Annotated in this window: 20 protein-coding genes; 7 read left to right on the forward strand and 13 right to left on the reverse strand. The window is 63.5% G+C overall.

Going from position 1 to position 19,911, the window contains the following annotated elements; all coding sequences use genetic code 11:
• Position 1: 1 nt before the first annotated feature.
• A complete protein-coding gene (locus BerOc1_RS17805) occupies positions 2-1,393 on the reverse strand; it encodes an MATE family efflux transporter (protein ID WP_071547420.1) in 1,392 nt (463 codons plus the stop codon).
• A gap of 227 nt (positions 1,394-1,620) precedes the next feature.
• On the opposite strand from BerOc1_RS17805, the gene BerOc1_RS17810 reads away from it, so the two are divergent.
• Positions 1,621-1,998 carry a response regulator gene (locus BerOc1_RS17810; protein WP_071547421.1) on the forward strand — a complete coding sequence of 126 codons (378 nt, stop codon included), beginning with the start codon at positions 1,621-1,623 and terminating at the stop codon, positions 1,996-1,998.
• A 7-nt stretch (positions 1,999-2,005) separates the two neighbouring features.
• On the opposite strand, the gene BerOc1_RS17815 is transcribed toward BerOc1_RS17810, so the two are convergent.
• The 5 genes from BerOc1_RS17815 to BerOc1_RS17835 form a co-directional block, all read right to left on the reverse strand.
• A complete protein-coding gene (locus BerOc1_RS17815; protein WP_071547268.1) occupies positions 2,006-2,722 on the reverse strand; it encodes an energy-coupling factor ABC transporter ATP-binding protein in 717 nt (238 codons plus the stop codon).
• Positions 2,719-3,489: a cobalt ECF transporter T component CbiQ gene (gene cbiQ, locus BerOc1_RS17820; RefSeq protein WP_084641754.1), complete on the reverse strand. Its 771-nt coding sequence runs from the start codon at positions 3,487-3,489 to the stop codon at positions 2,719-2,721. Before cbiQ ends, BerOc1_RS17815 begins: the two co-directional genes overlap by 4 nt.
• Positions 3,490-3,584: 95 nt before the next feature.
• A complete protein-coding gene (locus BerOc1_RS17825; protein WP_071547269.1) occupies positions 3,585-4,148 on the reverse strand; it encodes an HD domain-containing protein in 564 nt (187 codons plus the stop codon).
• A 90-nt stretch (positions 4,149-4,238) separates the two neighbouring features.
• Positions 4,239-5,198: an ABC transporter ATP-binding protein gene (locus BerOc1_RS17830; RefSeq protein WP_071547270.1), complete on the reverse strand. Its 960-nt coding sequence runs from the start codon at positions 5,196-5,198 to the stop codon at positions 4,239-4,241.
• 3 nt (positions 5,199-5,201) lie between these two features.
• Positions 5,202-6,170, reverse strand: a complete 969-nt coding sequence (locus BerOc1_RS17835; RefSeq protein WP_071547271.1) for an ABC transporter ATP-binding protein — start codon at positions 6,168-6,170, stop codon at positions 5,202-5,204.
• 5 nt (positions 6,171-6,175) lie between these two features.
• On the opposite strand from BerOc1_RS17835, the gene trmFO reads away from it, so the two are divergent.
• From trmFO to traT, 4 genes are all read left to right on the forward strand, one after another.
• Entirely contained in the window at positions 6,176-7,576 is a 1,401-nt protein-coding gene (trmFO, locus tag BerOc1_RS17840) for a methylenetetrahydrofolate--tRNA-(uracil(54)-C(5))-methyltransferase (FADH(2)-oxidizing) TrmFO (RefSeq protein WP_341349801.1), read from the forward strand.
• Positions 7,577-7,842: 266 nt separating this feature from the next.
• Positions 7,843-9,147, forward strand: a complete 1,305-nt coding sequence (locus BerOc1_RS17845; protein ID WP_071547273.1) for an O-acetylhomoserine aminocarboxypropyltransferase/cysteine synthase family protein — start codon at positions 7,843-7,845, stop codon at positions 9,145-9,147.
• A gap of 312 nt (positions 9,148-9,459) precedes the next feature.
• Positions 9,460-11,598 (forward strand): S1C family serine protease, encoded by a 2,139-nt coding sequence (locus BerOc1_RS17850; RefSeq protein ID WP_071547274.1) that lies wholly within the window; start codon positions 9,460-9,462, stop codon positions 11,596-11,598.
• On the forward strand, positions 11,598-12,356 hold the full coding sequence (traT, locus tag BerOc1_RS17855) for a complement resistance protein TraT (protein ID WP_071547275.1): 759 nt from the start codon (positions 11,598-11,600) through the stop codon (positions 12,354-12,356). The genes BerOc1_RS17850 and traT overlap by 1 nt, the downstream gene beginning before the upstream one ends.
• Before the next feature lie 55 nt (positions 12,357-12,411).
• Here traT and BerOc1_RS17860 read toward each other — a convergent pair whose 3' ends face one another.
• The 7 genes from BerOc1_RS17860 to BerOc1_RS17890 all read right to left on the reverse strand — a co-directional run bounded on the left by BerOc1_RS17860 (position 12,412) and on the right by BerOc1_RS17890 (position 17,599).
• Positions 12,412-12,744 carry a ferredoxin-thioredoxin reductase catalytic domain-containing protein gene (locus tag BerOc1_RS17860; RefSeq protein WP_071547276.1) on the reverse strand — a complete coding sequence of 111 codons (333 nt, stop codon included), beginning with the start codon at positions 12,742-12,744 and terminating at the stop codon, positions 12,412-12,414.
• Between the two features lie 3 nt (positions 12,745-12,747).
• A complete protein-coding gene (locus tag BerOc1_RS17865; protein WP_071547277.1) occupies positions 12,748-12,999 on the reverse strand; it encodes a glutaredoxin family protein in 252 nt (83 codons plus the stop codon).
• Positions 13,000-13,101: 102 nt separating this feature from the next.
• Positions 13,102-13,986, reverse strand: a complete 885-nt coding sequence (locus BerOc1_RS17870; protein ID WP_071547278.1) for an amino acid ABC transporter permease — start codon at positions 13,984-13,986, stop codon at positions 13,102-13,104.
• 13 nt (positions 13,987-13,999) lie between these two features.
• Complete coding sequence (locus BerOc1_RS17875; protein WP_071547279.1) at positions 14,000-14,863, reverse strand: transporter substrate-binding domain-containing protein; 864 nt, start codon at positions 14,861-14,863, stop codon at positions 14,000-14,002.
• 154 nt (positions 14,864-15,017) lie between these two features.
• Entirely contained in the window at positions 15,018-15,830 is an 813-nt protein-coding gene (locus BerOc1_RS17880; RefSeq protein WP_071547280.1) for an amino acid ABC transporter permease, read from the reverse strand.
• A gap of 111 nt (positions 15,831-15,941) precedes the next feature.
• Positions 15,942-16,583 carry a dTMP kinase gene (gene tmk / locus BerOc1_RS17885; RefSeq protein WP_071547281.1) on the reverse strand — a complete coding sequence of 214 codons (642 nt, stop codon included), beginning with the start codon at positions 16,581-16,583 and terminating at the stop codon, positions 15,942-15,944.
• A complete protein-coding gene (locus BerOc1_RS17890) occupies positions 16,559-17,599 on the reverse strand; it encodes a 3'-5' exoribonuclease YhaM family protein (RefSeq protein ID WP_071547282.1) in 1,041 nt (346 codons plus the stop codon). Before BerOc1_RS17890 ends, tmk begins: the two co-directional genes overlap by 25 nt.
• A gap of 147 nt (positions 17,600-17,746) precedes the next feature.
• On the opposite strand from BerOc1_RS17890, the gene surE reads away from it, so the two are divergent.
• Both surE and gap read left to right on the forward strand, forming a co-directional pair.
• The gene (surE, locus tag BerOc1_RS17895; RefSeq protein ID WP_071547283.1) at positions 17,747-18,499 is read left to right on the forward strand and encodes a 5'/3'-nucleotidase SurE; all 753 of its coding nucleotides are present in this window, start codon (positions 17,747-17,749) and stop codon (positions 18,497-18,499) included.
• A 91-nt stretch (positions 18,500-18,590) separates the two neighbouring features.
• Complete coding sequence (gene gap, locus BerOc1_RS17900; protein ID WP_071547284.1) at positions 18,591-19,571, forward strand: type I glyceraldehyde-3-phosphate dehydrogenase; 981 nt, start codon at positions 18,591-18,593, stop codon at positions 19,569-19,571.
• Positions 19,572-19,911 lie beyond the last annotated feature (340 nt).

Consider the following 19,911-nt stretch of genomic DNA (forward strand, 5'->3'; position numbering starts at 1 on the left):
CTTATCCTTTTTGGCCGTTTCGATGCCGGATCATGGCGAAACGCTGCCAGTTTTTGAAATTGAAGAAATAGAACAGCACGGACGACTGGACGATCTGCGAACAGAACATGGCGATCCAGATACCCTCGGCCCCGTCCATGACCTCGTGGCCCAGGACGTAGGCCAGCGGCAGCCTGAGGACCCAGGTGGCGCCGCCCATGATGAGCATGTTGTACAGGGTGGCCCCGGCCCCGTTGAACGCCCCGGCCAGGATCATGCTGGTCAGGGTGAAGGGGATGGCCAGCATGTTCCACTTGAGGTAGCTGACCGCCTGGGCGGCCACGGCCGAGTCGCGGGTAAGCAGGGCCACCCACGGATTGATGAACTGCCAGACCACCAGGGCGAAAAGGGAGATGGACACCAGCCCCAACGCCAGGATGCGGAAGCCGAACCGCTTGGCCTCCAGCGGTTGCCGCGCCCCGAGGTAGTGGCCGATGAGGATGCTGGCGGTCATGTTGAAGGCCATGGCGGGCATGAACAGCAGGGATTCGATGCGCAACCCGATGGACATGCCGGCCAGGGCGTTGACCGCGCCGCCGGGGAGGCTGGCGGTGATGGCGTACAGGACCAGGTAGCCGGACTGCCAGACGACCTGCATGAGCCCCGAGGGCCAGGCCACCTTGACCAGGTAGGGCGTGGCCCGCTTCATCCAGCGCCAGGGCGCGAAGCAGGCGGGGTTGAGCTGCCCCTGCCCGGCCAGAAGGGCCAGGTTGAAAAGCGCTCCGCAGGTGACCGAGCCGAAGGTGGCCCAGGCCAGCCCCTTGTAGCCGATTTCCGGCAGGCCGAACCAGCCCAGCCCCAGGCCGAGGTCGAGCACGATATTCAGGCCGGTGACGATCATCATGCAGTAGAGCGGGTAGAAGACCTGCTTGCGAGCCCGGAAGATGGCGTTGGTGATCAGCAGCATGTAGTAGGGCGGCAGCAGGAGCAGGAACACGGTCAGGAAATAGTGGGTCACCGGGCGCATGGACTCCGGGACCTGCAGGGCGGACAGGAGCAGTTCCTTGAGCGGCAACCCCACGACCAGGAACACGGCCCCGAGCAGGCAGGCCAGGATGAGGCACAGCCCCACGTAGCGCATGGCCCGCTTCTCGAGCCCGGCCCCGATGGACTGGCTGATGGCCGCCACCGCGCCGTTGGCCACGGCCATGGCCACCACCAGCAGGAAGAACAGGGACTGGGTGATGATGCCCAGCGACGCCTGGACCTCGCGGGAGATGTATCCGGCCACCCATACGTCCGTCATGCCGATGAGCACGTGGAACATGGTCATGATCAGCTGGGGCCAGGCCAGCTTCCAGATGGTTCGGGTAGGGGAGTGCGACATCTGCGCGGTGAGATCATTGTTCGGCATGGACTGGGATTTTGTTTCGGGTTGACCGGATTCGGCGTGGTGTGGCTTCATAATAGGTTCTTATTTCAGAATGCCAAGGGCCTGGGGTTATTTTTTTCCCCCTGCGCCCGATTCTAATTGAGTTGTCGCCGGAGCCGGGTCACTGTATGGTGAATTCTCAATTCCAAAGGGGAGCGGCGCGCTCTTCGGGGGCTGGCCGTACGACAGTGGGGAAGATACAGTTGAACATGGATATGCGGATCCTGGTGGTGGACGATTCCAGCACCATGCGGCGGATTATAAAGAACGACTTGAAGGAGTTGGGCTTTTCAAACGTGATCACGGCCGACGACGGCCGCTCGGCCTGGGAAATTATCCAGCGGGACGCCATCGAGCTGATCCTGTCCGATCACAAGATGCCCGGCATGACCGGCCTGGAACTGCTTACCGTCGTCCGCAAGCACCCTGATTACAACTGCCTGCCCTTCATCATGATCACGGCCGAAGCCTTTCGCGAAAACGTCCTGCATGCCATCAAGCTCGGCGTCTCCAACTACGTGGTCAAACCCTTCAGCGCCCAGCAGCTGCGCGAAAAGATTGAGAAGGTCTGCGGCGCGGTCTGCTGATTTTTCCCTAATGCTGATGGGGCACGTCCCCTTCCTCGTGTACGTGGACATGGCTGTGCGGCTTGAGCTCGCCGGGCTGGACCCGGCCGTCGCGCATGGCCAGCAGCCGGTCCGTGGTGGCGGCCAGGAAGTCCGGGTCGTGGGAGACGACCAGTCGTGCCATGTCCAGCTTTTTGAGGATGTCCACCAGCCGGTCCTTGGCCTCGGGCGAGAGGCCGGTGGTCGGCTCGTCCAGGACCAGAATCTCCGGACGCATGGACAGGATGGTGGCCAGGGCGACCAGCTTCTTTTCGCCGCCGGACAGCCGGTGCGGCACCCGGTCCTCGAACCCGGCCAGGCCGACGGTCTCGAGCGCCTCGCGGGCGCGCTCAGAGGCCTCCTCCCGGCTCAGGCCCTGGTTGAGCGGGCCGAAGGCCACGTCGTCGAGGACCGTGGGGCAGAACAACTGGTCGTCGGAGTGCTGGAACAGAAAGCCGATTTTCAGCCGGGCCGCCTCGAACGCCTTGGCGTCGGACATGGGCGCGCCGAACAGGGTGACCTCGCCCTTGTCCGGGGTGAGCAGTCCCATGAGGATGTGCAGCATGGTGGACTTGCCCGCGCCGTTGGGCCCGAACAGGCCGAGCTTCTCGCCGGGATGCAGGTGGAAGGTCAGTCCCTTGAGGGTCTCCCCGCGCCCCGGGAAGGCGTAGGAGATCTCGGACAGTTCAATGACGGCGTGGCTCACAGCGGCCTCCCTTGGATGAAGCCCATGTAGATCAGGCTTGCGCTGAGCGCGGCGCAGGCCAGCAGGAACAGGTAGTCGGCGGGCCGGGTCCGGAAGGCGGCCAGGCTGTAGAAGCGGCCCCTGAACCCCCGGCAGAGCATGGCCCCGTGGACCCGTTCCGCTCGGTCCCAGCTCTTGACCAGGAGCATGCCCACCAGCCAGGCGAAGGTGCGGTAGGTGTGCGTGTCCGTGCGCGGCTTGAACCCGCGCGCCCGCATGGCCTGGCGCATGGTCGTGTACTCCTGGTATATGGAGAAGATGTAGCGGTGGGTGAAGAGCAGGATGTGGCACAGTTTGTCGGGCACGCCGAGTTGCTGCATGGCCGGGCCGAGGTTCTGGATGGAGATGGTCCCGAGCAGGGCCATCAGGCTGACCACGACGGCGTTGGACTTGACCGTGATCAGCAGGGCGCGGTCGATGCCCTGGGCCGTGGCGTGCAGCGGACCGAGGTCGAAGATCGGCTCGCCCGGCACGGAAAAGGGCAGGAACAGCCACAGGAAGGCGATGAACAGGTTGACCACCATGAGCCGGTTGAGCACGACGAGCATGTTCAGCCGGGCCATTTTGACCAGGATCAGCCCGGCGGCCAGGGCGAGCCAGGCGGGCCTCGGTTCGGGAAGCACGGCCACCGGCACGGTCAGGACCAGCGCGGCCAGAAGGCGGATGCGCGGGTCCATGCCGTGCAGGAAGGAATCGCCCGAGGCGAACGGCTCGGTCAGTGAGGCCACGCAAGCTCCAGTTTTCGGTACATGTCGGGGAGGTCAATCCGGCCTTCCGGCCGGGCCACAGGAGTAATACAAAAGCTGTGGCCGCGCAACCGGGGTCAGTCCGCGGTCAGCCCCACCTCGGCGGCTATGCCGGATACCGAGTCGATGGCGATCTGCAGGAATTCGCCCAGCTCCAGGCCGATCTTGTCGCACTCGCGGATGCAGTCGCGGTTGATCGAGGCTGCGAACGCCTTGTCCTTCATTTTCTTCTTGAGGCTTTTGGGGGTCATGCCGTCGATCTTGGTCGGCCGCACCAACGCGCCTGCGTGGACCATGCCGGTGACCGTCTCGCCGCAGCGCAGGGCGTAGTCGAAATCGGTCTCCGGGTCCTCGGCCCCGTTCATCTCGCCCGCGTGGCGGCGGATGGCGTTCAGGGCCTCGACGGGCAACTGGCCTTCGAGCAGTTCCACGGTGTCCAGGCCGTGGCGGGCCTCGTCCTTTTTGGTCACGGCGTAGTCCAGGTCGTGCAGCAGGCCGGTGAGGCCCCACAGTTCCTCGTCCTTGCCCAGCTTGCGGGCCAGGCCGCGCATGACGGCCTCGGACTCCAGGGCGTGGTGGATCAGGTTGGTTTCGCTGTTGTGCTTTCTGAGCAGGGCCACGGCGTCATTCCGGGTTATCATAAGTACTCCTTTATGGTTAGGTTGGGAGAAAGCATATCCGGCCCGACTGTCCGGTCCAGATACAGATGGGCGGCGATCGGACCGGTACAGTTACTGTTCGCCGTAGAGCCAGCAGGCCACGCGCATGCCGTCGGCCTGGTCCATGAGATCGGGGCGACCGTTCCGGCATTTGTCGAAGGCTTCGGGGCAGCGCGGATGGAAGGGGCAGCCCGCTGGCGGGTTCATGGGGCTCGGCAGGTCGCCGGTCAGGGCGATGCGCTCGGGCCGGTCCGTCGGATCGGGCCTGAGCACGGCGGATAGCAGGGCCTTGGTGTACGGGTGCTTCGGATCGGCGAACAGGGTCCGGCTCTCGCCGATCTCCATGATCCGGCCGAGGTACATGACCGCCACCTGGTCGCAGATGTGGCTGACCACGGACAGGTCGTGGGAGATGAACACGTAGGTCAGGTCCAGCCTCTTTTGCAGATCCTTGAGCAGGCCGAGGACCTGGGCCTGGACCGACACGTCCAGGGCGGACACCGGCTCGTCGCAGACCACCAGCTTGGGGTCGAGCGCCAGGGACCGGGCCACGGCCACGCGCTGGCGCTGGCCGCCGGAAAATTCGTGGGGATAGCGGTTGCCGTGCTCGGGCCGCAGGCCGACCAGCTTGAGCAGCTGCTGGACCTTTTCACGGCGTTCGTCCCGGGTGCCGATGCCGTGGATGTCCAGCCCCTCGCGGATGATGGAGGAGATCTTCTGGCGCGGGTTCAGGGAGGAGTACGGGTCCTGGAAGATCATCTGCATCTTGGAGCGCAGCTTCTTCTCGTCCCAGGCGGAAATGGACCGGTTGCCGAAGAGGACCTCGCCGGAGGTGACCGGTTCCAGCCCCATGATGCACCGGGCGAGGGTGGACTTGCCGCACCCGGATTCGCCCACCAGACCCAGGGTCCGGCCGCGTTCCACGCTCAAGGTCACGCCGTCCACGGCGCGCACCGTGCCGGTGGTCAAACCGAGCATGCCGCCGGAGACCTTGAAGTGCTTGGTCACGTCGATCAGTTCGAGCAGGGCCATGGCCTAGTCCTCGTACAGCCAGCAGCGGACCTTGCGGCCCGGCTTCGGTTCGTAGAGCGGGGGGAGCATGAGCGAGCACTTCTCGTACGCCTTGGGGCAGCGCGGATGGAACCGGCACCCCTGAGGCAGGTCGAAGATGGACGGCACGATGCCGGGGATCGGGTTGAGCTCCCTGGTCTCGCCCAGGGACGGCATGGAGGCGAGCAGCCCTTTGGTGTAGGGGTGCAGCGGCTCGGCGTAGAGTTCGTTGGCCCCGGCCAACTCGACGATCTTGCCCGAGTACATGACCGCCACGCGCTGGGCCATGCGGGCAACCACCCCGAGGTCGTGGGTGATGAGCATGAGCGAGCCGTTCATGCGTTGCTTCAAATCGTCCATGAGGTCCAGGATCTGGGCCTGGATGGTCACGTCCAGGGCGGTGGTCGGCTCGTCCGCGATGAGGATGTCCGGGTTGCAGGCCAGGGCCATGGCGATCATGACCCGCTGGCGCATGCCGCCGGACAGCTCGTGCGGATAGGACTTGGCGATCTTGGCCGGGTTGGGGATGCCCACCAGCTTGAGGGCGTCCACGGCCTTGTCCAGCGCCTCGCGGTTGCCGAAACCCTGGTGCAGCCTGAGCGGCTCGGCGATCTGGTCGTCGATGCGGAAGACCGGGTTGAGCGCGGTCATGGGCTCCTGGAAGATCATGGAGATGGCGTTGCCCCGGATGCGCATGAGCTCGTGCTCGGACAGGTCCAGGAGGTCCTTGTCCCGGTACATGATGGTCCCGTCCGTGACGCGGCCCGGCGGATCGGGTATGAGCCCGAGGATGGACAGGGCGAGTACGGTCTTGCCGCAGCCGGACTCGCCGACGATGGCCAGGGTTTCTCCTTGCATAAAGGAAAGGCTGACGTTATCCACCGCCTTGGCAATGCCCTGGGCAGAGGAAAAGCAGGTGGTCAGTTCGCGTATGTCCAGCAATGGTTTTGTCATAAGAAATTCCGCAGGTTCGCCATCACGCCACCTATACGGCATATTGCTGCGGACGTAAACGATATCGGGGAGGGGAAATGGCGGAAGTAGTGATCGTGGGCGGCGGCCTGGCCGGGTGCGACTGCGCCTGGCAGCTGGCCAACGCCGGGGTGTCGGTAACCCTCTTTGAAATGAAGCCGGAAAAGCGCAGCGAGGCGCACGCCGAGGACGGGCTGGCCGAACTGGTCTGTTCCAACTCCTTCCGGGCCACGGGCCCGGCGGCGGCCATCGGGCTGCTCAAGGAGGAGATGGAGCGCCTGGGCAGCCTGGTCATGGAGTCGGCCTTCGCCACCCGAGTCCCGGCGGGCGGAGCCCTGGCCGTGGACCGCACCCTGTTCTCCGAATACATTACCAACAAGCTGGAAGATCACGAGTTGATCACCGTGGTCCGCCGGGAGATAGCCTCCCTGGACGACGAAGCCCTCAAGGGATGCGACGCGGTGGTCATCGCCGCCGGTCCCCTGGCCAGCCCGGAGCTGACCGAGAGCCTGATGGCGGCCGTGGGCGACGAGCGGCTCTATTTCTACGACGCCATCGCGCCCATCGTGTCGCGCGATTCCGTGAATTTCGACAAGGCGTTCTGGGGCTCGCGCTGGAAGCCCGAGGACGACGACTACCTGAACTGCCCCATGGACGAGGCCGAGTACAAGGCGTTCGTGGCCGCGCTGCTGGCGGGTGAGAAGGTCAAGCCGCGCGAGTTCGAGAAGGAGGTCCACTTCGAGGCCTGCCTGCCCGTGGAGGCCATGGCCGAGCGTGGGGAGATGACCCTCGCCTTCGGCCCGCTCAAACCCGTGGGGTTCACGGACCCGCGCACCGGCGAGCGGCCGTTCGCCATAGTCCAGCTGCGCACCGAGAACGTGGACAAGACCGCATTCAACCTGGTGGGCTTCCAGACCAAACTCAAGTACCCGGAGCAAAAGCGTATCTTCCGGATGATCCCGGGGTTGGAGAACGCCGAATTTTTGCGCCTGGGGTCCATCCACCGCAACACCTACGTCAACGCGCCCGAGGTCCTGGACAATACCCTGCAGCTGAAGAACCGGCCCGGCGTGTACCTGGCCGGGCAGATCACCGGGGTGGAGGGGTACCTGGAGTCCGCGGCCTGCGGGCTGTGGCTCGGATTGTCCATGGGCCGCAGGTTGCGCGGCGAATCATTGCCCGAACCGCCGGTGGAGACGGCCCTCGGGGCGCTCATGAACCACCTGCGGACCAAGCCGGACAAGCGGTTCCAGCCGTCCAACGTCAATTTCGGACTCATGCCCGGCCTGGAAGGCAGGATCAAGAAGAAGTTCAGGAAGGAAGCGTACGGCAAGCGTGCCCAGGAGGCGTTCGCGGCCTGGCTCGAAGAGTCCGGCCTGAAGGACTGATCCCCGCTCCGGTCTGCTCTGTCTCCGGAACGGAAACCTTTCGCCGACCCACATGTTGGCGAAAGGTGAAACGTTTGTTCACGGCCTTCGCAAATCGCGTCGGGAAATAGTTCCCGTCCGATTCATCGGTAGGATCCGTTCCATCCCCCGGCGCTTATGGCCCGGATAATGAATCGCTATGTGCCGTACCCTTGCCAAGCCTGGGGGTAAGGCGCATTTTACGGGTCAAACGGGCGTCGTTTTCGCCCTGACCAAGGAGAAAGAATATGCAAGACCATCAATACGGACCCCAGACTGTGGCCCTGCACGCGGGCCACGCCCCGGACGAGACCGGTTCCCGCGCCGTGCCCATATACCAGACCACGGCCTATCTGTTCCGCGACACCGGGCACGCCGCCAACCTGTTCGCCCTCAAGGAACCGGGCTACATCTACACCCGGCTGAACAACCCGACCACGGACGTGCTTGAAAAACGGCTGGCCGCCCTGCACGGCGGGGCCGGGGCCCTGGCCACGGCCAGCGGCATGGCCGCCATCTTCTACGCGGTCACGACCATCGCCTCCGCCGGGCAGAATATCGTCACCGGGGCCAACCTGTACGGGGGGACCCAGACCCTGTTCGAGCACACCCTGAAGCGGTTCGGCATCGAGGCGCGCTTCGTGGATTCGAGCGACCCGGCCAACTTCGAGGCGGCCATCGACGAGAACACGCGGCTGGTCTATTCCGAGGCCATCGGCAATCCGCGCTGCAACGTGGACGACCTGCTGGGCATCGCCAAGGTGGCCCACGGCCACGGGTTGCCGTTCATCCTCGACGCCACCGTGGCCCCGCCGCCCATCTTCAACGCCTTCGATTTCGGTTGCGACCTCGCGGTCTATTCCCTGACCAAGATCGTGGGCGGCCACGGCACGGCCATGGGCGGAGCCATCGTGGAGAAGGGCGATTTCGACTGGTCGGCCGGGGGCAAATACCCTGAACTGACCGAGCCGGATCCGACCTACCATGACATGAACCTGTGGGAGGCCCTGGGCGGCCCCTCGGGCCAGCCGTGCCCGGTGTTCACCACCAAGGTGCGCATCGGCATGCTGCGCGACACGGGCGCGACCATCGCCCCGCAGAACAGCTTTCTGATTTTGCAAGGCATGGAGACCCTGCCCTTGCGCGCCCGCCAGCACTGCGAGAACGCCCGCAAGGTGGCGGAGTTCCTGGAGGGGCACTATGCGGTGGAGTGGGTCAACTACGCCGGACTGCCGAGCCATCCCGACTTCGATCGGGCCAAGAACACCTTCCCGCTCGGGCCGGGCGCGGTCTTCGGTTTCGGCGTCAAGGGCGGGCTGGAGGCGGGGCGCAAGTTCATCGAGTCCGTCGAACTCTGCTCGCACCTGGCCAACATCCTGGACGCCAAGACCCTGGTCATCCACCCGGCGTCCACCACCCACGGCCAGTCCACCCCCGAGGAGCAGGAGGCCGCGGGCGTGCCCCTGGATCTGGTGCGCATCTCGGTGGGCCTGGAGGACGCGGACGACATCATCGACGACCTGGACCGGGCGCTGGCGCTGTCGCAACGGTAGGTCTAACAACCTTCGGATATCCAAAGCCCTGTCTTCAACAGGGCTTTTTTTTGCCGAAATGCGATTTTTTGCAGCTGATATATTGCGATAGGTATTTAATTGTCGTATGCCCGTGAAGCCGATGGCGCATGAAATCGGGAGTTGAGCGAGTGCTATTTTCGGTATTTATCGAGGTTGACAAGTAGTGAGGTCTGCATGCGCGGTGTTTTTGCTGTCTCTGTCCTGTTGGTCTGTTCCTGTCTTCTCCTTTCTTCCTGCAACGCCAAAATGGGGGGCTCCTTAGCGAATCCCGACGATTCCCCGGCGGCCAAGGTGACCGAACTCCTCGATCAGGGGCAGGTCGACCAGGCCGCCAAGGTCGTGGTGGACAATGAAACCTATTTCACCGGGGCCATGGGCAACGCCGATGTGGCGGCCGCCATGGACCGTCTGGCCAAGGGGCTCGAATTCAAATATTCGCCGCAGGTAGCCGATCTCGCGGCCGGGGCCGCAGCCGTCAGCTGGCCGGTGGACCGCAGTCGCTGGAGCGAGGTCAAGGCGCGGATGGCGGCCCTGGCCGAGCGAGAGCAATCGCTGACGGGCATGGGCATTTTCAAATACCCCCGTTTCCGGCCCGCCGGGTACGACCAGGCCATCAAGGCCGTGGCCGCCAGGCAGGAAGCCATCCGGGCGGATGCGCCGGGCAATTTCGCCACGTTCCCCCTGGGCGGCGAGCGCGATTTCTTCGAGGACTATCCGGTGGAGCTCGACCAAGCGGTCTTTCTCGAGGTCAATCAGGACGTCTGGAGCAAGGCTCTCGGCTCCATGACCCTGGCGCAGTCTTCGGCATTCCTGAACCATTACGGCGAGTCCCTTCCGTCGTCCGCTCGGGACCGGCTGGCCCAGGAGTATTTCAAGTCCCTGTGCCCCGACCCGGCCACGGCGGACCTGAAAACCATCGTCGCCGCCTACGGCAAGTGCCGGGAGGCCGGGCTGGACCTCAAGACCATTCCCGGGATCAAGATCGCCTTTCTGCAGGTGACCAGCCCGGACCTGATCAAGGACAAGGCCATCGATTTCGGCCTGGACATCAAGCTCGACATGCCGTTCGAGGCCGCCAAGGCCTCCATGCGTTCGGCCTTCCAGAGCGAGGCAGTACAGAACGCGGACATCCTCGTCCTGGTCTCCATCGCCGTGGCCAAGGCCAGGCGGGTCGTGGAGCGGGAGGAAACGGTCCAGTCCACCTACGTGGCCTCCTACGTGCGCGAGGACAACCCGGAGTACGAGATCGCCAAGGCCGAGATGGAAGCGGCCACCAGGGAACAGCAGGCCGCCGCCAACAAGGAGACCACCCACTGGCTGGTGGATCCGATCCTGCACTACATCGACGAGAACGAGAAGGATGACCTCGTGGCCGACACGGGCAAGCGGCTCAAGGTCGCCAAGGAAAAGCTCAAAGTCACGCCCAAGTACATCCAGGTGGCCGATTACCAGCCGTATCCCATGACCAAGGCGCACATGGACATCTACAAGGCCGGTACGGTCAACTACTACGTGGTCGACAAGCGCAAAAAGCGCCTCTTCCGGGACACCTTCGACATCAGCGAGAAATCCTTCTTCACCGTGTGCTATGCCCTCAAGGACAGCGACCCTCAGCGGACCAGGTTCCTGCAGGAGTCCGTGCTCGAGGAGGACGTGGTCCGCTACGAGCTGGAACCGGCGGCGGTCAACCTGTCGGACCTGCTTGAGCAGTATGTCGGCCGTTCCTCCGAAGCGAAGAAATACGGCAACATGGGGGACGTGCAGCGGGTCTTCACGGCCGATCGCAGCGCCACCCAGCGCAAGCGCAGGAACGAGACCTACGGGTATGACAAGTACTCGGACAAGCGGTTCGACTCCGTGGTGGTCGTGCGCAACACCGGGACCGGTATCGGAACCGGGTTCTACGTGACCGACGACATGGTCATCACCAACTACCACGTGGTCCAGGAGTCCAACTATGTCCAGCTCAAGCGGTTCGACGAGCGCGAGACCATGGGCCGGGTCATCGCCCGCGACGCGCGTCTGGACCTGGCCCTGATCCAGGCCGACGTGCGCGGCAAACCGGTCTGCTTCTACGACAGGCGGGAGCTGCCGTTGGGCGAGACCCTGGAGATCATCGGCCACCCGCAGGGGCTGGAGTTCTCCATCACCCGGGGGGTCATCAGCGCCATCCGGAAAATTCCGCCCATCAACTTCATGGAGTCCACCAACAGCAAGGTCCTGTACATCCAGACGGACGCCGCCTCCAACGGCGGCAACTCGGGCGGCCCGGTCTTCTACGGGAAATACGTGGTCGGCGTGCATGACTGGGGCATCAAGAAAACCGGGTCCGACGCGCCTGCGCAAGGACTCAATTTTTCCATCCATTACAAGGAAGTTTTCGATTTTCTGGACCATAACGGAATACGCGTCTGCAAGGGGAGCAAGTGATGTTGAAGACGATGAAGAAAGCTGCGGTGTTGGCCGGGGTCCTGTTCCTGCTGGCCTCCTGCGTGGAGCGTCAACAGAACACCCACCGGCTGGTCAAGGACGAGGCCACCGGCTATTCCTACGGAGCGGCCAAGAGCGGCGAGTTCGTGGCCGACCCGGCCATGTTCCGGAACAGCAAGCTCAAGCTCAGAATCCGCAACACCACGGGCGACCCGGCCCTGGACATCCACGCCTTCCGCGACCAGCTGGAGGCGGCCTATGGGGACGTCGGGTACACGATCACCCACGGCGACGACTTCGGCATCCTGCTCGACGTCAACATCCGCTATTTCGGCCAGGCCACGGAGATGCTGCCCGCCGAATACACCTTTCTCGGCGCGGCCGCGGGCGGCGTTGTGGGGGCCGCGCCCGGCATCCAGAACGGGCGTGGGGCGGACGCCGTGACCGGGGCCGCCGCAGGCACGGTGATGGGGGCGGCCCTGAGCGAGATATTGCGCAACTACGCCACCGAGGAGACGTTCATCATCATCTCCTCGGTGACCATGGCCACGGTCATGCCCGAGCACGTGGAGGATGAGAAGACCATCTCCTTCGTGACCGGCAAGAAGATCCGGGAGAAGAAGACCAACTTCAAGGGATTCCGGTCCAGGGAAACCGTGGAGCTGGCGGTCTACGCCGGCGGGTTCCGCGCGGACAAGTCGGACATCATCGACGAGGTCCGGGCACGCCACCTGCGCATCCTCAAGGACATCATCTAGCGCACAACGAAAAAGGCCCGCTTTACGCGGGCCTTTTCCTTTCCTCGGGCAGGGGCTAGAAGAGAATCTTTTCGGGCGGCCTGCGTTCGGGAACCACCCGCTTTTCGATGGTCCCTTCGTTGAACTCCTTGCTGACATACAGGGCGCAGAAGCAGGCGCCGTATTCCTTGACGTCCTCCTCGCGGTAGACGCAGGGGCACAGGATGTCCTTGTCCGCCTCGTAGTCGCCGTTGGCCAGCCGGCAGGGACAGGCCATGTAGCCGAAGCGTTCCTTGTTGGTCAGCAGGCTCTCCAGCAGGGGCATGGTCATGTCCATGTCCGCGTTGAAGTGGTAGCCCTTGGGTTCCTGGACCTTCTTCAGCATTTCGTACAGCTGTCCGGCGTCCATGGGCTAGTCCTCCTTGAGAGCCTTGTCGATCTGGTCCTTGTGGAAGCCGACGATGACCTTGTCCTTGATGACGATGGTCGGGAAGGAGACCGCGGGGTTGCGTTCCTTGACCTCCTGGACGATCTTCTTGCGTTCGTCGCCGGTCAGTTCGTCCACGTGGACGCATTCGTACTTCACGCCGCATTCATCCAGATATTTTTTGGCATTCCTGCAATGGATGCAAGTAGATAGGGCATAGACTTTGATATCGTTCATATGAAACGCCTCCATGTCGAACGGTTTGGCGGGTGCATTGGTTTCAGGCATTCCGTCAGGTTTTTTTCCAAAAGCTTTTTTCAGTGGGTTGAACATATCGCATCACCTGCTCAGCGTCAGTTCCAGTTTGCGTACTATCAGGGAGCACAAGAACGTGAGCGCGAAATACATGGCCAGGACCAGGATCCATATCTCGAAGCTCCGATACGTGGTCGTCATGAGCTGCTGGGCCTGAAACGTCAACTCCTCGATGGAGATGACGGAGACGATGGCCGAGTCCTTTATGATAGATATAAACTGTCCGGCCAGGGCTGGCAACATGCGTTGCAGGGCCTGGGGCAGAACGACGTAAAGCAGGGTCTGGAAGCGGGTCATGCCGGTGGACGCCGAGGCCTCCCACTGGCCGGGCTCCACGGAGTCGATGCCCGCGCGGACGATTTCCGCGATATAGGCCGCCTCGAACAGGGCCAGGGTGATCAGCGCGGACAGGAACCGGGGGAACCGGTTCATAGGCCCGAAGAACCAGCTCAGGGCCTCGCGGGTCCCGTCGGACAGCCCGTAGATGAAATGGTCCACGCCGAGCAGGCTCATAATCTGGTCGCCGATGAAGAAATAGAAGACGAAGATGAGCACCAGCGGCGGGGTGTTGCGGATGAGCCCCACATAGACCGCGCCCACCTGGCGCTTGAACAGGCTCGGACTGACCCGGAACAGCCCGATGAAGATGCCCAGGATGACGGCCAGGATGCCGGACCAGACGGACAGGCGGACGGTGGTGAACAGCCCCTTGGTCAGCAGGCCGGGCACCCACGATCCGCTCCTTTCGTCGAAGCGCGCCAGAAACTGCGGGAGAACCTCCCAGTTCCAGTGATAGTTGAGCCCGGTGGCGGCCTTGAGGACGATGTAGCCGAAGGCCCCTGCCAGAGCCGCCAGGATGGCGGCGTCCAGCAGGGTGATCTTCAGGCGCTTTTCGGTTGGCAAAGGCAAGAAGTCGGCTCGGCTACTGGATCTGGTTTTCCCATTCGTTGGTGAAGAACCAGTACTCATAGCGGTTCTGCAGCCAGCCCTTGCTCATGGTCACGCGGACCCAGTTGTTCAGCCAGTTCAGGAAGTCGGGGTCGCCCTTTTTCACGGCAAAGGCGATGGGCTCCCTGGTGAAGTCGTCCTTGAGCGGCAGGTAGAGCTGGTCCGCGTATTCCTTGGACAGGTTGAGCGGCAGCGGATTGGAGGCGACCACGGCGTGGACGCGCTCGTTGAGCAGCTCCTGGATGGTCTGGGACTCCTCGTCGAAGAAGAGAATCTTGGCTTTGGGCAGGAAGTTTTTGGCCGCTTCGGCCGCGGTGGTGCCCAACCGCACGGCGATGGTCGTGCCCGGGTTGTTGAAGTCCTCGATGGAGGCGCGTCCCTCGGCGATCTTCCGGCTGGCCACGATGGACATGCCCGAGTACTCGTACGGCAGGGAGAAGTTCACCTTGAGGTTGCGCTGGGGCGTGACGGACATGCCGCCGATGATGATGTCGAACTTGCCGGTCAGCAGGGCCGGGATGATGCCGGACCACTTGGTGGGTACGAACTCGACCTTGACGCCCATGTCCTCGGCGATCTTGCGGGCGACCTCGATCTCGAAGCCGATGTATTCGCCGTTCTTGTCCTTCATGGCCCAGGGCTTGAAAGTGTCGAAGCCGACCCGGATGGTGCCGCGCTTGAGGATGGCGTCGAGCTGGCTGCCGGATTCCGGGGCCGCGGCGGTCGCCGCCGGTGCGTTCTTGTCGGTTTTCTTCTGGATGGGCTCCTGGCTGCACCCGAAGGCGGATGCGAGCAGGATGAAAAGTGAGGCGATGGCCAGGATGCGGATGCGTTTCATGGGGCTTCTCCTTGGTCGGCGGCTGGGGCCGGGTCAGAGGGTTATTTGCAGGATTCCTGGGCAAAGGTGACGTGCGATACGCCGAGAATGGCGATCATGATCACGCCGCCGATCTTCGTAGCTCTCCAGATGGTCATGCGAGCTCCTTTGCGGGTTAGGCCTTGAGGCCGTTGAACCGCCGCTCCAGCAGCCAGACCACCCCGGACAGGGCCAGGGTGACCGCGAGGTAGATGGCCGCGACGGTGAACCATATTTCGAAAGTCAGAAATGTTTCCGCATCGATCATCCGCCCGCGCTGGGTCAGGTCCAGGATGGCGATGGTCGAGACCAGGGCCGAATCCTTGACAAGGGACACGGCCTGGCTGGTCAGGGGCGGCAGGACGCGGCGCACGGCCTGGGGCAGGATGATATGGCGGTACATGGCGTACGGCCCCATGCCGAGGCTCTGGGCGGCCTCCCACTGGCCCTTGTCGATGGAGGTGATGCCCGCCCGGAATATCTCCGAGGCGTAGGCGCCCTCGAACAGGCTGAGCGCGATGACCGCCGAGCGGAAGGCGGAAATGCCCAGGATGGGCGCGATGACGAAGTAGATGAAGAATATCTGGATGAGCAGGGGGGTGTTGCGGATCAGCTCCATGTATCCCCGGGCCACGCCTTTGGCCGCCCAGGAGTTCGACATGCGCATCAGCGCGGTGGCCAGACCGATGACCAGCATGAGGACCAGGCTGACGCCTGTGATCCGGAAGGTCACCCCCAGCCCCTCCATGAGCGGCCCCCAGGTGAAGCCCCGGTCCGTGAAGGTCCAGAGATATTGCGGGATGCGGTACCACTGCCAGTTGTAGCCCAACCGCTGGGAGCCCAGGATGAGCAGCCAGACGACGGCGGTCAGGAGCAGCAGGGTCTTGGCCGTATCCACCAGGGCGGTGAGGGACAGAGGGCCTTTTTTGTGCAGGAATTCAGCCGACATGCGGTTCCGGTGTTTGGTTGGCGGAAGAGGAACGACCGCCATTCTGGTTGCACCATAGCACAAAGCCCGGAAGTTTCCAGGAACTATTGTGCAAAAAGAGTCGGATGCGGATCAGCCCTCGTCGGTTTCGCAGGCCTCGATGACGGCCTTGATATGGGCGAAGACCTGGTCTGGCGTGCCCGAGGCGTCGACCACGCGCATGCGCGACCGGTTGAACGCGGCCCAGGTCAGGTAGCCCTCCCGGATGCGTTTGTGGAAGGAGAGGTGCTCGGCCTCGAACCGTCCCTCCTCCTTGGCCTTGCCGTCCTCGATGTTGCGCAGGGTGGCCCGTTTCAGGCCGACCTCGGGGTCGATGTCCAGGACGATGGTCAGGTCCGGCCACAACCCGTCCACGGCCACCTCGTTGAGCTCCCGGAGCATGACGGTGTCCAGGCCGCGCCCGTACCCCTGGTAGACGATGGTCGAGTCCGCGAACCGGTCGCAGAGCACGACCTTGCCCGCCTCGAGTTCCGGCCGGATGACCTGGCCCACGTGCTGGGCGCGGTCGGCCAGGTAGAGGAACAGCTCGGTGATGGGCGTGATCTCCCTGTTGTCCACGTGCAGGAGCATCCTGCGCAGATCCCGGCCGATGCGGCTGCCGCCCGGCTCCAGGGTCTGGAAGACCTCCCGGCCGCAGGCCTCGAAATATTCCCGGACCCTGGCGATCTGGGTGGATTTGCCGGTCCCCTCTATGCCTTCAAAGGTAATAAACATTGGTTCTCCGCTTTCGCGTTCTGTTTCTTGGCGTTGTCCGGGGTGGGCTCGGGCCGGAACACGTTGCGTTCGAGGAAGCGCATGTAGGGCGACCAGTCGGCCCCGGTCTTGTCCATGTCCGCATAGGCCTGGTCGATGATGTTCAGCTTGGCGTCCATGTTGTCCGCGAAATGCAGGACGAACGCCTCAGGGGTCTTGGGACGTATCGGGGAGCCGAACTCGTGCTCGCCGTGGTGGCTGGTGATCAGGTGCTTGAGATGCAGCTTGAGGCTCGCTTCCAGACGCGGGCTGCGGGCCAGGAACGGCTCCAGCTTTTCCATGCCGATCTGGATGTGGCCGAAGAGCCGCCCCTCGTCGGTGTAGTCGTTGGCCAGGCCGCCGGACAGCTCCCACGCCTTGCCCAGGTCGTGGAAGATGGCTCCGGCCAGCAGGGTCTGGCGGTCCAGGTTCGGATAGACGTCGCACAGGGCCATGCACGCCCGGGCCACGCCCAGGGTGTGCTCGAGCAGGCCGCCCACGTAGGCGTGGTGCACGGTCTTGGCGCCGGGCGCGGTCAGCAGCCGGGCGCGGATGTCCTCATGGGTCAGCACCTTGCGGCAGAACGTCTTCCACGGCTTGTGGCGCATGTGCTCGGTGACCATGTCCTCCAGGGCCTCCATCAACTCTTCGGGCGGGGTCTTGGAGGCGGGCAGGAAGTCCGACAGGTCCACGCCCGGCGCCGAGGCGTCGAGCACGTCCATGTGGTCGACCTTGAGCTGGTTCTTGTCGCGGTAGCTCTCCACGAATCCCCGGACACGGACCATGGTGCCCGGCTCCAGGGTGGGGTATTCCAGGCTCTTCGGGCTCCATATCTTGCCGTCGATGGACCCGGTTGCGTCCTGGAACGAGAGGTTCCAGTAAGGTCCGTTCTTGGATTGAGCCTGGTTGGCCCCGGCCAGGAGAAAGAGGTCGTCCACGGTTTGGCCCGCAGACAGAGACTGGATATATTGCGACTTTTTGCCCACTGATCTTGCCATTGGTGAGATGTTGAGGTACCTCGCCCATACGCGTATCACTACTGTATGTGCGGTAAACGGACCGGCGCGGATGTCGCTCGGCCCGCTCAAGGTTATGAACCTGATTTCACACGTATTGTCAAATCCTAGCTTGCAGGCGGAGACGCAATGAACATTCTGCTCGCCAACGACGACGGCATCCAGGCCATCGGCCTGCGCGCCCTGTATTTCGCCCTCAAGGAGGCCGGCCACGACGTGCATGTGGTCGCCCCGGTCACGGAACAGTCGGCCGTGGGACACGCCGTGACCCTGGCCCTGCCCATCCGGGTCAAGGAGTTTCGGGAGAATGGCTTCGTGGGGCAGGGCGTCTACGGCACGCCCGTGGACTGCGTCAAGCTCGGCCTGTCCACGCTGCTCGACGAAAAGCCCGACCTGGTCCTGTCCGGGATCAACGCGGGGGCCAATGTGGGCGTGGATATCCTCTATTCCGGCACGGTCTCCGCGGCCACCGAGGGCGCACTCATGGAGATTCCGTCCATGGCCGTGTCCATGGACAACTTCAACCCCGTGGATCTGAGCGGCCAGGCCCGTTTCTGCGCCGAGCTGCTGCCTAAAATCCCGTGGGCGGAACTGCCGCGCAAGCGCGTGCTTAACCTCAATTTCCCGGATTGCCCCATTGAGGAGGCCGGGGAAATGGTCCTTTGCCCGCACACCCGGGCGTCCTACGACGACGTCTACGACACCCGCCAGGACCCGCGCGGCAGGCCGTATTACTGGCTCAGCGGGGCCATCCCGCCGGGCCGCATCAGCCCGGACCGCGACCGCGCGCTGCTGACCCGGGGGCACATCACCCTGACCCCGCTGCATTTCGATTTCACGGACCGTGAAACCCTGGACACGCTCAGGCATGTGATTTCCTGAACCCCGTTGACGGAAAATAATTGGCACCGTATGGTTATTGCCCGATAACCCCGTATAAGAGAAAAATCGCATACTCACAGGAGGACCCGGCATGGCGACGAAAATAGGTTTGAACGGATTTGGACGCATCGGCCGTTATCTGGCCCGGCTGCTGGCGGAGGAGACCGATCTGGAACTGGTGGCCGTCAATGCGCGCGCCTCCAATGAGGACCTCGCCCACCTGCTCAAGTACGACTCCGTGCACGGCCGGTTCCCGGACGTGCGGCCCACCGAGGACGGCTTCGTCATGGCCGGCAAGCCGGTCAAGGTGACCCGCAACGCGCCCGGCGAATGGACCTGGGGTGAGCTGGGCTGCGACCTGGTTGTCGAGTCCACCGGCAAATTCACCGACCGCGAGAGCTGCGAGAAGCACCTCGCCTGCGGGGCCAGGAAGGTGATCATCTCCGCGCCCGGCAAGAACGCCGACGTGACCGTGGTCATCGGCGTCAACGACGACGAGCTCAAGCCCGAGCACAAAATCATCTCCAACGCCTCCTGCACCACCAACTGCCTGGCCCCGGTGGCCAAGGTCATTCACGACGCCTTCGGCATCAAGCACGGCATCATGACCACCGTGCACTCATACACCATGAGCCAGCGCATCCTGGACGGTTCCCACAAGGACCTGCGCCGGGCCCGCGCCTGCGCCGTGAACATGGTGCCCACGACCACCGGCGCGGCCAAGGCCGTGGGCCTGGTCATCCCCGAACTCAACGGCCTGTTGGACGGCATGTCCATCCGTGTGCCCACCCCCAACGTCTCCCTGGTGGACCTGGTCTGCGAGCTGAAAAAGGAGACCACGGTGGAAGAGGTCAACGCGGCCCTCAAGGCGGCGGCCAACGATTCCATGGGCTACACCGAGGAACCGCTGGTGTCCGTGGACTTCATGGGCTCCACCTTCGGCGGCGTGGTCGACAGCGCCCTGACCCGCGTCATGGGCGGCACCCAGGTCAAGGTCATCGCCTGGTACGACAACGAGGCCGGATTCACCAACCAGCTCCTTAGGTTGATTAAGAAAGCGGCTGCGATGTAGGGCGGCTTCCGATAGCGGCGCATCTGCACATTTTTTCCAGGGGGCTTTCGTCCTCATGCAAGCACACTACACTGCGGCGAAAGCTCCCAGGAAGAAAATGCACAGCTACACCACTCTCGAAAGCCTATTCCGAGGACCATAGGGCGGCAGAAGAGTAGAGCCGCTGTCGGGTGGCTGCGCCACCCGATTCGCTTCAAAGAATGATGAAGAAAAGCCCCCCGGCTCAGTGATGAGCCGGGGGGCTTTATTATGCAGTATTACCCCGCGAAGCGGCGCTAAAAAGTTTGGGAAAGGAGAGGGGGTGGGGGTTCGGGGGAAGGGGAGAGGGAAAACCCTTTTC

The sequence above is a fragment of the Pseudodesulfovibrio hydrargyri genome (genome assembly GCF_001874525.1).
In the GTDB taxonomy this organism is placed as follows: domain Bacteria; phylum Desulfobacterota; class Desulfovibrionia; order Desulfovibrionales; family Desulfovibrionaceae; genus Pseudodesulfovibrio; species Pseudodesulfovibrio hydrargyri.

What these genes read in the sequence shown, in the direction of transcription:
- BerOc1_RS17805 (WP_071547420.1), bottom strand. Translation starts at nt 1,393, where the DNA reads ATGCCGAACAATGATCTCACCGCGCAGATGTCGCACTCCCCTACCCGA.
- BerOc1_RS17810 (WP_071547421.1), top strand. Translation starts at nt 1,621, where the DNA reads ATGGATATGCGGATCCTGGTGGTGGACGATTCCAGCACCATGCGGCGG.
- BerOc1_RS17825 (WP_071547269.1), bottom strand. Translation starts at nt 4,148, where the DNA reads ATGATAACCCGGAATGACGCCGTGGCCCTGCTCAGAAAGCACAACAGC.
- BerOc1_RS17830 (WP_071547270.1), bottom strand. Translation starts at nt 5,198, where the DNA reads ATGGCCCTGCTCGAACTGATCGACGTGACCAAGCACTTCAAGGTCTCC.
- BerOc1_RS17835 (WP_071547271.1), bottom strand. Translation starts at nt 6,170, where the DNA reads ATGACAAAACCATTGCTGGACATACGCGAACTGACCACCTGCTTTTCC.
- BerOc1_RS17845 (WP_071547273.1), top strand. Translation starts at nt 7,843, where the DNA reads ATGCAAGACCATCAATACGGACCCCAGACTGTGGCCCTGCACGCGGGC.
- traT (WP_071547275.1), top strand. Translation starts at nt 11,598, where the DNA reads ATGTTGAAGACGATGAAGAAAGCTGCGGTGTTGGCCGGGGTCCTGTTC.
- BerOc1_RS17860 (WP_071547276.1), bottom strand. Translation starts at nt 12,744, where the DNA reads ATGGACGCCGGACAGCTGTACGAAATGCTGAAGAAGGTCCAGGAACCC.
- BerOc1_RS17865 (WP_071547277.1), bottom strand. Translation starts at nt 12,999, where the DNA reads ATGAACGATATCAAAGTCTATGCCCTATCTACTTGCATCCATTGCAGG.
- BerOc1_RS17875 (WP_071547279.1), bottom strand. Translation starts at nt 14,863, where the DNA reads ATGAAACGCATCCGCATCCTGGCCATCGCCTCACTTTTCATCCTGCTC.
- BerOc1_RS17880 (WP_071547280.1), bottom strand. Translation starts at nt 15,830, where the DNA reads ATGTCGGCTGAATTCCTGCACAAAAAAGGCCCTCTGTCCCTCACCGCC.
- tmk (WP_071547281.1), bottom strand. Translation starts at nt 16,583, where the DNA reads ATGTTTATTACCTTTGAAGGCATAGAGGGGACCGGCAAATCCACCCAG.
- BerOc1_RS17890 (WP_071547282.1), bottom strand. Translation starts at nt 17,599, where the DNA reads ATGGCAAGATCAGTGGGCAAAAAGTCGCAATATATCCAGTCTCTGTCT.
- surE (WP_071547283.1), top strand. Translation starts at nt 17,747, where the DNA reads ATGAACATTCTGCTCGCCAACGACGACGGCATCCAGGCCATCGGCCTG.
- gap (WP_071547284.1), top strand. Translation starts at nt 18,591, where the DNA reads ATGGCGACGAAAATAGGTTTGAACGGATTTGGACGCATCGGCCGTTAT.